Source organism: Micromonospora sp. C28ISP2-4, from assembly GCF_030519385.1.
Lineage (GTDB): Bacteria > Actinomycetota > Actinomycetes > Mycobacteriales > Micromonosporaceae > Micromonospora > Micromonospora tulbaghiae.
The window spans coordinates 703,325-715,556 of sequence record NZ_JAUMKG010000001.1 but is presented as its reverse complement, the minus strand read 5'-3'; the positions used below and the strand labels follow the sequence as shown (position 1 = coordinate 715,556).

The 12,232-nt window shown below is 74.8% G+C and carries 11 protein-coding genes; 5 read left to right on the top strand and 6 right to left on the bottom strand.

Annotation, left to right across the window (positions count from 1 at the left end; all coding sequences use genetic code 11):
• Positions 1-118 precede the first annotated feature (118 nt).
• From ahcY to efeB, 4 genes are all read left to right on the top strand, one after another.
• Complete coding sequence (ahcY, locus tag Q3W68_RS03335; protein ID WP_302904036.1) at positions 119-1,618, top strand: adenosylhomocysteinase; 1,500 nt, start codon at positions 119-121, stop codon at positions 1,616-1,618.
• 179 nt (positions 1,619-1,797) lie between these two features.
• Positions 1,798-2,718 (top strand): iron uptake transporter permease EfeU, encoded by a 921-nt coding sequence (gene efeU / locus Q3W68_RS03330; RefSeq protein WP_302904035.1) that lies wholly within the window; start codon positions 1,798-1,800, stop codon positions 2,716-2,718.
• Positions 2,719-2,747: 29 nt separating this feature from the next.
• The gene (gene efeO, locus Q3W68_RS03325; RefSeq protein WP_302904034.1) at positions 2,748-3,878 is read left to right on the top strand and encodes an iron uptake system protein EfeO; all 1,131 of its coding nucleotides are present in this window, start codon (positions 2,748-2,750) and stop codon (positions 3,876-3,878) included.
• Positions 3,875-5,197, top strand: a complete 1,323-nt coding sequence (gene efeB / locus Q3W68_RS03320) for an iron uptake transporter deferrochelatase/peroxidase subunit (protein WP_302904033.1) — start codon at positions 3,875-3,877, stop codon at positions 5,195-5,197. Before efeO ends, efeB begins: the two co-directional genes overlap by 4 nt.
• A gap of 7 nt (positions 5,198-5,204) precedes the next feature.
• Here the strand turns inward: efeB and Q3W68_RS03315 are convergent, their stop codons facing one another.
• Positions 5,205-6,173 (bottom strand): RDD family protein, encoded by a 969-nt coding sequence (locus tag Q3W68_RS03315; protein ID WP_302904032.1) that lies wholly within the window; start codon positions 6,171-6,173, stop codon positions 5,205-5,207.
• A 41-nt stretch (positions 6,174-6,214) separates the two neighbouring features.
• Here Q3W68_RS03315 and Q3W68_RS03310 point away from each other — a divergent pair, with 41 nt between their 5' ends.
• Entirely contained in the window at positions 6,215-7,168 is a 954-nt protein-coding gene (locus Q3W68_RS03310) for a stage II sporulation protein M (protein WP_120571515.1), read from the top strand.
• Here Q3W68_RS03310 and Q3W68_RS03305 read toward each other — a convergent pair.
• From Q3W68_RS03305 to Q3W68_RS03285, 5 genes are read right to left on the bottom strand one after another with little or no spacing between them, the layout of a single operon-like run.
• Complete coding sequence (locus tag Q3W68_RS03305) at positions 7,146-8,456, bottom strand: DUF58 domain-containing protein (RefSeq protein WP_302904031.1); 1,311 nt, start codon at positions 8,454-8,456, stop codon at positions 7,146-7,148. The two genes, Q3W68_RS03310 and Q3W68_RS03305, sit on opposite strands and share 23 nt — an antisense overlap.
• The gene (locus tag Q3W68_RS03300) at positions 8,453-9,430 is read right to left on the bottom strand and encodes a MoxR family ATPase (RefSeq protein WP_302904030.1); all 978 of its coding nucleotides are present in this window, start codon (positions 9,428-9,430) and stop codon (positions 8,453-8,455) included. The genes Q3W68_RS03305 and Q3W68_RS03300 overlap by 4 nt, the downstream gene beginning before the upstream one ends.
• A complete protein-coding gene (locus tag Q3W68_RS03295; RefSeq protein ID WP_302904029.1) occupies positions 9,427-10,728 on the bottom strand; it encodes a DUF4350 domain-containing protein in 1,302 nt (433 codons plus the stop codon). Before Q3W68_RS03295 ends, Q3W68_RS03300 begins: the two co-directional genes overlap by 4 nt.
• Positions 10,725-11,324: a DUF4129 domain-containing protein gene (locus tag Q3W68_RS03290; protein WP_302904028.1), complete on the bottom strand. Its 600-nt coding sequence runs from the start codon at positions 11,322-11,324 to the stop codon at positions 10,725-10,727. Before Q3W68_RS03290 ends, Q3W68_RS03295 begins: the two co-directional genes overlap by 4 nt.
• Positions 11,321-12,166, bottom strand: a complete 846-nt coding sequence (locus tag Q3W68_RS03285) for a hypothetical protein (protein WP_302904027.1) — start codon at positions 12,164-12,166, stop codon at positions 11,321-11,323. Before Q3W68_RS03285 ends, Q3W68_RS03290 begins: the two co-directional genes overlap by 4 nt.
• Positions 12,167-12,232: the final 66 nt, after the last annotated feature.

Here is a 12,232-nt window from a genome sequence, read left to right as displayed (position 1 = left end):
GCCCCGTGCGCTGTCCGCCGACCGGCCGATTGCGCGGTCGGCCAACCGGGCACGGGCCGAGTGGCCCGCGAGCGTAAGGTGGAAGGCTGCGCACCACCATCGTTCGACAGGAGCTTCCATGACCAGCACCCTCCCGGCGGCCTCCAGCGGCGCGTCGTCGCAGGCCCGGCCGAGCACCCTCGCCGAGGGCGACTACAAGGTGGCGGATCTGTCGCTCGCCGCGTTCGGGCGCAAGGAGATCCGGCTCGCCGAGCACGAGATGCCCGGCCTGATGGCGATCCGGCGTGAGTTCGCCGAGGCCCAGCCGCTGGCCGGCGCCCGCATCACCGGTTCGCTGCACATGACCGTCCAGACCGCCGTCCTGATCGAGACCCTGGTCGCGCTCGGCGCGCAGGTCCGCTGGGCGTCCTGCAACATCTTCTCCACCCAGGACCACGCCGCCGCGGCGATCGTGGTCGGCCCCGAGGGAACCCCGGAGGCCCCGGCCGGCGTGCCGGTCTACGCCTGGAAGGGCGAGACGCTGCCGGAGTACTGGTGGTGCACCGAGCAGGTGCTCAACTGGCCGGACGGGCAGGGCCCGAACATGATCCTGGACGACGGCGGCGACGCCACCCTGCTCGTCCACAAGGGCGCCGAGTTCGAGAAGGCCGGCGTCGTGCCGCCGGTCGAGTCCGCCGACTCCGAGGAGTACGCGGTCATCCTCGAACTGCTGCACCGCTCGCTGGCCGAGGACGGCCAGCGCTGGACCCGGATCGCCGCGGGCATCAAGGGCGTCACCGAGGAGACCACCACCGGTGTGCACCGGCTCTACGAGATGCACCGCGCCGGCACGCTGCTCTTCCCGGCCATCAACGTCAACGACTCGGTGACCAAGAGCAAGTTCGACAACAAGTACGGCTGCCGCCACTCGCTCATCGACGGCATCAACCGCGCCACCGACGTGCTCATCGGCGGCAAGATGGCAGTCGTCATGGGCTACGGCGACGTGGGCAAGGGCTGCGCCGAGTCGCTGCGCGGCCAGGGCGCCCGGGTCGTGGTGACCGAGGTCGACCCGATCTGCGCGCTCCAGGCGGCGATGGACGGCTACCAGGTCGCCACGCTCGACGACGTGGTGGAGCAGGCCGACATCTTCATCACCGCGACCGGCTGCTTCGACGTCATCACGAACGAGCACATGGCCCGGATGAAGCACCAGGCCATCGTGGGCAACATCGGTCACTTCGACAACGAGATCGACATGGCCGGCCTGGCCAAGCGCAGCGACGTGACCCGGGAGAACATCAAGCCGCAGGTCGACGTGTGGCGCTTCGACGACGGCCACGCGATCATCGTGCTCTCCGAGGGTCGCCTGCTGAACCTGGGCAACGCCACCGGCCACCCGAGCTTCGTGATGTCGAACTCGTTCGCCAACCAGACGATCGCCCAGATCGAGCTGTTCACCAAGACCGAGGAATACCCGATCGGCGTCTACGTGCTGCCCAAGCACCTGGACGAGAAGGTCGCCCGGCTGCACCTGGACGCGCTCGGCGCCAAGCTGACCACGCTCACCAAGGAGCAGGCCTCCTACCTGGGCGTCTCCCCGGAGGGCCCGTTCAAGCCGGACCACTACCGCTACTGAGTTCCACGCTCGGAGAAAGGGACCGGGTTCGGCCGCCGCGCGGCCGTCCCGGTCCCTTTTCGCGTACGGGGGGAGTCCGGCGGGTGGCGAACCGGGTGACATTACAGCGATCAGCTTGACGTTTGCTGTGAACAGGAGCAAGGTATGCCTGCCCTAACTCAGCAACGACGGAGCGCCTGATGTTCGCCACGTACCTGATCGGCCTGCGCGAGGGCCTGGAAGCGACGCTCGTGGTCAGCATCCTCGTCGCCTTCCTGGTCAAGTCGCAGCGCCGGGACCGGCTGCCGCAGGTGTGGGCCGGCGTCGGCCTGGCCGTGGCGCTCTCCGTCGGCTTCGGCTCGCTGATCCAGTACACCTCCACCTCGCTGCTGCGCACCTCCGAGTCGCGCGAGCTGTTCGAGGCGGTCACCTCGGTCGCCGCAGTGGTCTTCGTGACCTGGATGATCTTCTGGATGCGCCGGGCCGCCCGCACCATCGCCGGTGAGCTGCGGGGCAAACTCACCGACGCGCTCGCTGTCGGTTCCCTGGCCGTCGCCGGCATGGCGTTCCTCGCCGTGATCCGCGAGGGCCTGGAGACCGCGCTGATCTTCTACGCCGCGGCCGAGAGCGCGGCCGGCGGCACCGGTCCCGGCTCGCTGTTCGCCCTGGCCGGCGGCATCGCCACCGCCGTCGTGATCGGATTCCTGCTCTACCGCAGCGCGGTACGGATCAACCTGAGCCGGTTCTTCACCTGGACCGGCGCGCTGCTCATCCTGGTCGCCGCCGGCATCCTCAAGTACGGCGTGCACGACTTCCAGGAAGCCGGCGTGCTGCCCGGCCTCAACGACCTCGCGTTCGACATCTCGAACACGCTCGACCCGGGGTCCTGGTACGGCGCGCTGCTCGCCGGCATGTTCAACGTCACGGCCGCGCCGACTGTGCTGGAGCTGGTCGCCTGGGTCGCGTACGCGGTGCCGGTGCTCGTCCTCTTCCTGCGCAAGCCGACCCAGCCCGCCCAGCCCGCCGAGCCGGTTCAGCCCGCTCAGTCCACCGAGCCGGCCCAGGCTGACAAGCCGGCCGCCGCGCCGGCCGACGCCGCCGTTCCGTCCCCCCGCTCCTGACCCGCCCGCTTCCGAGGAGACCCCGCACGATGCGTACCACTCGACTCGTCGCGCCCGCCGCCGCCGGGCTGCTCGCCGTCGCCGGACTGGCCGGCTGCGGGGGCGGTGACGACGCCGGCGCCACGACCGGCGGACCGATCGCCGTCAAGGCCACCGACACCGTCTGCGAGGTCGGCGACACCGAGATCGACGCCGGTCAGGTGACCTTCAAGGTGACGAACACCGGCTCCAAGGTCAACGAGTTCTACGTCTACGCCGCCGGTGACCGGGTGATGGGCGAGGTGGAGAACATCGCCCCCGGGCTCAGCCGCGAGCTGCGGGTCGAGCTGACCGCCGGCACCTACGAGACGGCCTGCAAGCCGGGGATGAGCGGCCGGGGCATCCGGGGCGCGCTGAAGGTCTCCGGCACCGCCGCGACAGTCGCCCCCGACGCCGCGCTGACCCAGGCCGCCGAGAGCTACCAGCGGTACGTGCGCAGCCAGACCGCCGCGCTGCTGACGAAGACCGAGGAGTTCGTGGCCGCGGTCAAGGCGAACGACGTGGCGAAGGCCAAGGCGCTGTACCCGGTGGCCCGCACCTACTGGGAGCGGATCGAGCCGGTCGCGGAGAGCTTCGGCGACCTCGACCCGAAGATCGACGGCCGTGAGGAGGTGGTCGAGGAAGGCATGGAGTTCACCGGCTTCCACCGGATCGAGAAGGACCTCTGGACCACGGGGGACGTGAGCAGGGACGGCGCCATCGCCGACCGGCTCCTGGTCGACGTGAAGGCGATCGTCGCCAAGGCGGACGCCGAGAAGCTCACCCCGCTCCAGCTCGCCAACGGCGCCAAGGCGCTGCTCGACGAGGTCGCCAGCGGCAAGATCACCGGCGAGGAGGAGCGCTACTCGCACACCGACCTGTGGGACTTCAACGCCAACCTGGAGGGCTCGAAGGCGGCGATCGCCGCGCTTCGCCCGGCGCTGGAGCAGCGCGCGCCCGACCTGGTCAAGCAGCTCGACAGCGAGTTCGCGAACGTGGAGACCACACTCGGCAAGCACCGGGCCGGCGACGGCTGGAAGCTGCACACCCAGCTCGGCAAGGCCGAGCTGAAGGAGCTGTCGGACGCGGTGAACGCGCTGGCCGAGCCGGTCAGCAAGGTCGCGGCGGCAGTCGCGCGATGACCGGCCCGGCCGGCGGTGACGCGACGAGCGAGCCGGACAGCCGGCGGACCGGCCGCAGCCTGTCCCGACGCCGCGCCATGACCCTGGCCGGCGTCGGCGTGGCCGGCGTCGCCGGGGTGGCGGGCGGCGCGGGCGCGCTGCTCGCCGGCGGGAACGAGGCGTCAGCGACCGGATCGGCCGCCGGCTCCGTGCCGTTCCTCGGCGAGCACCAGGCCGGCATCACCACCCCCGCCCAGGACCGGCTGCACTTCGTCGCGTTCGACGTGGTCACGAAGGACCGGGACCGGCTGGTCGCGATGCTCCAGGAATGGACCGCCGCCGCCGCCCGGATGACCGCCGGCAAGGACGCCGGGGTGATCGGCGCGGTCGGCGGCATGCCGGAGGCCCCGCCGGACGACACCGGCGAGGCGCTCGGACTGCCCCCGTCGCAGCTCACCCTCACCGTGGGATTCGGGCCGACGCTGTTCCGCGACGCGCAGGGCCGGGACCGCTTCGGCATCGCCGCCCGGCGTCCGGCCGCACTCGCCGACCTGCCGCACTTCGCCGGGGACGCGCTGCGGCCGGAGCTGTCCGGCGGCGACCTCTGCGTCCAGGCCTGCGCCAACGACCCGCAGGTGGCGGTGCACGCCATCCGCAACCTGGCCCGGATCGGCATGGGCGTGGTGAGCGTCCGCTGGTCGCAGCTCGGCTTCGGGCGTACGTCGTCCACGTCGCGGGACCAGGCCACGCCGCGCAACCTGTTCGGCTTCAAGGACGGCACCGCCAACCTCAAGGCCGAGGACGCCGGCCTGCTCCGCGACCAGCTCTGGGTGCAGCCCGGCGACGGTCCGGACTGGATGACCGGCGGCTCCTACCTGGTCACCCGCAAGATCCGGATGCTGATCGAGACGTGGGACCGCAGCCCGCTGGCCGAGCAGGAGACGATCGTCGGCCGGACCAAGGGCAGCGGCGCGCCGCTGGGCCGCCGCGACGAGTTCGACGAGCCGGACTTCGGCGCGAAGGGCGACGACGGCGAGCCGCTCATCGCCGGCACCGCCCACGTGCGGTTGGCCCACCCCGACGCGAACAACGGCGCCCGCCTGCTGCGCCGCGGCTACAACTTCGTGGACGGCTCGGACGGGCTGGGCCGGCTCGACGCAGGCCTGTTCTTCATCGCCTACCAGCGGGATCCGCGCCGGCAGTTCGTGCCGATCCAGACCCGGCTGGCCCGCAACGACGCGATGAACGAGTATCTGCGGCACGTCTCCAGCGGCCTGTTCGCCTGTCCGCCCGGCGTACGGGACGCCGCCGACTGGTGGGGGCGGGCGCTGTTCGCCTGAGCCCGGCTCAGCGGCGTACCGGATCGGGGGCGGCCTCCGGCGCCGCGGACCGCAACCGGCCGATGGCCGGCGCGGCGGGACGCAGGGCGGCCGGCGCGACGGCGTGCGGCACCGCGGCCGGGGGCGGGACCAGCTCCGGCCAGAGCGTGGCGGTGACCGCCCGGGCGCGGCCCATCCGGAGCGCGGCCCGGCGCCCCCGCTCGGCCAGCACCGCGGACAGGTAGACCCAGTCCGGTGCGGACCACGGCGGGGGCGGCGAGATGACCGCAGCGACCTCCGCCCACAGCGCCCGGCCCAGCCGGAAACGGTCCGGCTCGGCGAGCTGGGGCAGCCGGTCCAGGTACTGCCGGGCGGCCAGCGCCAGCCCGTCGTCCAACCGGGTCAGGTCGAGCGTGGTCGCCCAGGCCAGCAGCGGCGGCGGAGCCGGCGGCAGCGGCCGCCACAGCGCGGCGCCCCGGCTGTGCACCACGAGCGTGCCGGCGACCAGGTCGCCCAGCCGCCGGCCGCGCGGGTCGGTGAGCATCACCGTGACGCTCGCGACCCAGCTCAGCAGCGGCAGCACCAGACCGGGCCACTCCACCGCGACGCCGACGAGCGCCCGGGTCAGCGACTGTCCCACCCCCACCGGGCCGCCGTCGGCCCGCACCACGCGCAACCCCACAGCCAGCTTGCCCACCGTCCGGCCACCGGCGAAGCGTTCCATCACCACCGGATAGCCGAGCAGGACCAGCACCAGCAGCAGGGTCTGGAGCGCGCCGGCCAGCGCCAGGTCGAGGGAGTCACCGAGCAGGGCGAGCGCCGCCATCGCCAGCACCGCGCCGAGCACCAGGAACAGCGCGAGCTGGATCACGGCATCGATCAGCAGGGCGAGCACCCGGGAGCCCAGCCGGGCCACCCGGACGTCCAGCTCCACCGCCTCGCCGCTGACCAGACCGGCGTCCGCCCAACGGGGCGGTGGGGGAGGTTGCGCACGCACCCCGACAGTGAACACCATGGACGCCGAACGGGGGAGGGTGAGTGGATCTCGACGCGTACGTGGCCGAGCACGGCGCCGAATGGCGGCGGCTGGAACACCTGACCGGCCGGCGTCGCCTCGACGCGGCCGAGGTCGACGAACTGGTGGCGCTCTACCAGCGCAGCGCCACGCACCTCTCCGCGCTGCGCGCCCGGGCGCCCGAGCCGGCGCTGGTGAACCGCCTGTCCCACCTGGTCCTCGCGGCTCGCGCCCGGGTCACCGGCCGTCCCCGGCCGTCCTGGGCGGCGGTGGGCCGGTTCCTGGCCGCCGACCTGCCCGCCGCCCTCTACCGGGCCTGGCCCTGGTGGTGCGGCGTGGCCACGGCGTTCAGCGCCCTCAGCGCCTTCCTCATCTGGTTCGTCGCGGGCAACCCGGACACCGCCGCCGCGTTCGTCGGCCCCGAGGCGGCGCGGCAGCTCGTGGACTCCGGTTTCGCCGGTTACTACACCGAGTTCGCCGCGCCCACGTTCGCGTTCCACCTGTGGACGCACAACGCCTGGCTGGCCGCCCAGTGCCTGGCCGCCGGCGTGCTCGTGATTCCGGTGCTCTGGCTGCTGTGGCAGAACGCGCTCAACATCGGCGTGGTCGGCGGCGTGATGATCTCCTACGGCCGGGCGGACGTCTTCTTCGGCATGATCACCCCGCACGGGCTGCTGGAGCTGACCGGCATCTTCGTCGCCGCCGGGGTCGGACTGCGGACCGCCTGGGCGTGGATCGCCCCGCCCGCGCACCTCGGGCGCGGCCGGGCGGTCGCCGAGGCGGGACGGCTCGCCGCCGTGGTCGCGGCCGGCCTGGTCGGCGTCTTCGCGGTCTCCGCGCTGATCGAGGCGTTCGTGACCCCGGCGCCGGTGCCGATCCCGCTGCGGGTGGCCGCCGGCGCCGCCGTGTGGCTGGCGTTCCTGGCGTACGCGCTGGTGCTCGGCCGGCGCGCGGTCAGAGCTGGCCGAGGGACTTGAGCCGCAGGTAGGTGTCGGCGACGGCCGGGGCCAGCCGGTGCCCCGGCACGTCCACCACGGTCACGCCGTAGCGCGACAGGGCGGCGCGTACGCGGTCCCGCTCGGCCAGCGCCCGCCACGCCGACGCGGCCGCGTACGGATCGTCCGGGCCGGCCGGCGTGGCGGTGGCGAGCCGGTTCAGCACCGGGTCACCGGCGGCGGCCAGCACCACCCGGTGCCGGGTCGCCAGCCGGGGCAGCACCGGCAGCAGCCCGTCGCCGATCGCGCCCGCCTCCAGCGCGGTGAACAGCACAACAAGGCTGCGCTGCCGCTCCCGGCGCAGCACCTCGGCGGCGATCAGCTCGAAGTCGGTCTCGGCCAGCGCGGGCTGCAACGGCGCCACCGCGTCCACCAGCCGGGCGAGCAGGGCCGGCCGGCCGCTGCCGGTCACCCGGGCCCGGATCTCGGTGTCCGCCGCCAGCAGGTCCACCCGGTCACCGGCCCGGGCGGCCAGCGCGGTGAGCAGCAGGGCCGCGTCGATGGCGGTGTCGAGCCGGGGCTCGTCGCCGAGGCGCACCGCCGAGGTGCGGCCGGTGTCCAGGACGCAGACCAGGCGCCGGTCCCGCTCCGGGCGCCAGGTGCGCACCAGCACGTCGGCGCGGCGGGCGCTGCCCCGCCAGTCGATCGAGCGGACGTCGTCGCCCACCGCGTACTCGCGGAGCGTGTCGAACTCGGTGCCGTGCCCACGCCCCCGGGTCACCTGCACACCGTCGATGACCCGCAGCCGGGCCAGCTTCTCCGGCAGATGCCGGCGGGAGTCGAAGCGGGGCAGCACCCGCAGCGTCCACTGTGGTGTGGCGGGCGCTCCGGCGCGCTGCCGGGCGCCCAGGCGCATCGGCCCGAGCGAGCGTACGGTCAGCGCCACCGCCGGCCGGTCGCCGCGCCGGGTCGGGGTGAGCCGGACCGGCAGCGTGGCGGTGCCACCGGGCGGCACGGTGAGCAGGCGGTCCGGCGGCACGTCGGGGCGCGCCCCGGCCGAGGGCACCCAGGCGTCGCGCACCTGGGCGTGGAGCGTGCGGTCGGTCGGGTTGGCCAGGTGCAGCGTGACAGTGGCGGTGCCGCCGAGGCGGACCGTCCGCTCGCCGGACCGGGTCACTGTGAGCGCGTCCGGCGGGACCGCCATCGCCCGGTCGAGCAGCACCAGCAGCAGCACCGCCGCGGTCAGCACGGCGACGCCGAGGAACGGCGCCGGCCAGGCCGGCAGGGTCAGCGCGCCCACGCCGAGCAGCAGACCCGCCCGCCAGGTCATCGCGGCGTCGGCACGGTGGCCAGCACCGAGTCCAGCACGGCGTCGACGGTCACGCCCTCCAGTTCCGCCTCCGGACGCGGGCGCAGCCGGTGCCGCAGCGTGGGCCGGGCGACCGCCTTCACGTCGTCCGGGGTGACGTGGTCGCGCCCGGCCAGCCAGGACCACGCCTTGGCGGTGTTGAGCAGCGCGGTGGCGCCCCGGGGGGACGCGCCCAGCTCCAGCGCCGGGGCGGACCGGGTGCCCCGGCACAGGTCCACGATGTAGCCGAGCACCGGCTCGGCCACGTGCACCGCCCGCACCTCGGCCCGGGCGGCGGCCAGGTCCGCCGCGTTCGCCACCGGTCGTACGCCCGCGGCACGCAGATCGCGCGGGTCGAAGCCTGCGTGGTGCGCCCGCAGCACGCCCAGTTCCTCCTCCCGCTCCGGCAGCGGCACCGTCAGCTTGAGCAGGAAACGGTCGAGCTGCGCCTCGGGCAGCGGGTAGGTGCCCTCGTACTCGACCGGGTTCTGAGTGGCCGCGACGATGAACGGGTCGGGCAGCGGGCGGCGCTCGCCCTCGACGGAGACCTGCCGCTCCTCCATCACCTCCAGCAGCGCCGACTGCGTCTTGGGCGGGGTGCGGTTGATCTCGTCGGCGAGGAGCAGGTTGGTGAAGACCGGCCCCTCCCGGAACGTGAACGCGGCGGTGCGCTGGTCGAAGATCAGCGAGCCGGTGACGTCGCCGGGCATCAGGTCGGGGGTGAACTGCACCCGCTTGGCGTCCAGGTCGAGCGCCGCGGCCAGCGTCCGCACCAGCAGCGTCTTGGCCACCCCCGGTACGCCCTCCAGCAGCACGTGCCCCCGGCACAGCAACGCGATCACCAGGCCGGTGACCACGGCGTCCTGCCCGACGACGGCCTTGGCGACCTCGGCGCGCAGCCGGTGCAGGGCGGCGCGGGCGCCGGACGGGGCGGTGGTCGTGACGGGTCCGGTCACCGGGGGTCTCCTTCGCTCGGATGCGGGGCCAGGGTACGGGTCAGGGCGTCCAGTTCGCGGGCCAGCTCCAGCAGCTCGCGGTCCTTCTCCGGGGCGGGGCCGTAGAGCAGGTCGGCCACCCGTTCCGGGTCGGCGCCGGCGTGCTCCGCAACCCGGGCGGCCACCTCGTCGTCGGGCGTGCCCGGGGGCAGGTTGAGCTGGGTCAGCAGCCGGTCCAGCGCGGCGGCGCGCAGCGTCCCGGCGACGGTGTCCCGGGCGCCCGCCCGGCGGTAGAGCCGCGCCCGGCCGCGTACCGTCTCGGCGGACCGGACGGTCACCGGCAGCGGCTCCGACACCGGCGGCCCGAGCCGGCGGGCCCGCCACAGCACCACGAGCAGGCCGGCCAGGGCGAGCTGCACCAGGAGCGCCCAGAACCACTGCGGGAAGGCGCCCCAGAGCGGGTTCTCCCGCGGCGGGTCGGCGCGCTCGGGCGGGTCGGGCCGTTCCGACCGGCCGCCGCCGCCCGAGGCGGGCTCCTCGGTGAACGGTTCCGGGGACCAGCTCGGGCGCGTCGGAGCCGGCACCGGCTCGGGCAGGTCGAGCCAGACCAGCGGACGGTCGCCACCGAGCAGGCCGGTGGCGAGGGCCTCGTTGCCCCACTCGCCGATCCGGTCGTTGCGGAACGGGTCGCTGGCGCCGGCCAGCACCACCTCGACCCGGCCGGGAACGCGCAGCAGCGCACCGCCGTAGCAGTGGTCCACCTCGGCCGGTCCGGCGTAACGCTGGAGGTCGATCGCGGCCGTGCCGGCCCGGACCGCCTCGGGCAGCGGGCACGGCCTGCCGCCGGCGTCCGGCGCCACCGCGCGGGCGGCCCAGCGTCCGCCGGCCGGCTCGACAGGGGTGTCCAGCTCGGCGAGCACCCGCCGGGAGGGCTCCACCAGCACCAGTCGGCTGCCGGGCGGCAGGATGGTCAGCCCGTCGAGCAGGTCCGGGTGCACCAGGGCGGGCGCGGGCACGAACAGCGTGGTCGGTTCGGCCCCGGCGGTACGCAGCGCCGCCGCCAGGTCCGTCTCCCGGCGCACCGCGACGCCCTGCGTCCGTAGCGCCTCGGCGAGCCGGCTGGCGCCGTCGGCGTCGGTGGCGACCGGGGACAGGAAGCCGGGCTCGTCGGCGTCGGGCCGGTCGACCGCGCGCAGCACGAGCGTGGTCACGATCAGCAGCACGGCCAGCCCGAGCGGGACGAGCAGCCGGTACGTACGCCGGCGCGGCGCGGACGTGTCCGCCGTCGTCGCGGTCTCCGGTACGGCTGTGGCGGTCACCGCGGCTCCTCCCCGGTCAGCTCGCGGCTCAGGTCGGTGGCGAGTTCACGCATCCGCCGGTCGTGCGCGGCGGTCGCGGGACGCTGGGCGTACCAGAGGTCGGAGAAGATCGCCCCGGCCGCGTGCAGCGTCGGCCGGACCTGCGGCCGGGTACGGGCCGCCGCCTCGGTCAGCTCGACGACCGTGAGCCCGGGGCGGGGCTCCACCACGTGCCGGACGACCAGCAGCCGGACCATCTCGCGCAGCCGTTCCCGGACCGCCTCGGCGTACCGGCCCTCGGCCGCCAGCCGGTCCGCCAGCCCGAGCCCGACGGCCGGCGCGGGTTGCGGGTCGCGGGGCGCGGGCAGGCGCACGGCCGGCGGGTCGGTGCGGGTTCGGCGGGCGCGCCGCCGGAACCGGGGCAGGCGGAGCCGGGGCAGCCGTGGGCGCCGCCACCGGGGGAGACTGAACCGGGGTAGCCGGCGGGGCACCCAGGACGGGAAGAAATACCAGCCCAGCGCCACCAGCAGCGCGACTCCCAGCAGGATCAGCGCGGCCAGCGGCAGCGGCACCACGTCACCGAGGGCCGCGACCGTCTCGGTCCACCACCGGCTCACCGGTACGCCGCCAGCAGGACCGGATCGGGTACGCCGGCCGGCGCGCGGGAGAGCCGGATGTCCAGCCCTTCGGTGCGGATCCGGGTCTCCAGGTGCAGCACCGCGTCGAGGCAGGCCAGCGCCGGGTACGCCAGCGCGTTCACCGCCGTGAAGGCGGCGATCGTCACCGGCAGCGCCCAGGCCGAGACGTCGAACAGGCCCAGCATGCCCAGGCCCTGGTAGAGGCCCAGCCCGATGCCGAGCCGGATCAGCCACCAGCCCAGGTAGCCCAGCAGCCGGATCGCGGCGGCCCGCGCGCTGACCCGGCCGGCCAGGCGTACCGCCCGCCAGGGCGCCAGGTGCGCGGGCACCCCGTCCAGCACCAGCACCGGCACCACCAGGCCGAGCAGCGCGTACGCCAGGAACCAGCCCGGCCCGGTCAGCCCGGCGGCGGTGACGGTCAGCCCGACCATGACGGCGGCCGGCAGTGCCACGCCGAGCCGGGCCCCGCGCAGCAGCTCCCACGGCCCGGGGCGGCGCCCCAGCAGCGCCCCGCCGGCGCCGCGCGCGGCCGGGGCGCCGAGCAGCGCGACGATCGCGGCTTCGGTCCCGGCGCCGGCCGCCAGCAGCAGCCAGTACCCGGGAAGGGAGTCGCCGAACTCCGCCGGCCACCAGTACGGCGGTTCGGTTCCGGCGAGCATCCGCAGCGGATGGAGCACCGCCTGTTCGGCGAAGGCCAGCAGGAGGGCGAGCGGGACGAGCACCCGGGCCTGGTCGCGCAGCAGCAGCACGGCCGCGTCGAGCAGTTCGCCGACGGTCAGCGGACGGCGCGGCAGCACCGCGGTCGGGCCGGCGTCGGGCACGCGTACTCCTGGGCGGGCGAGCGGAGGTGGCGGGCGGGGCGACGCCCGGGGGATCATGGTTGCACG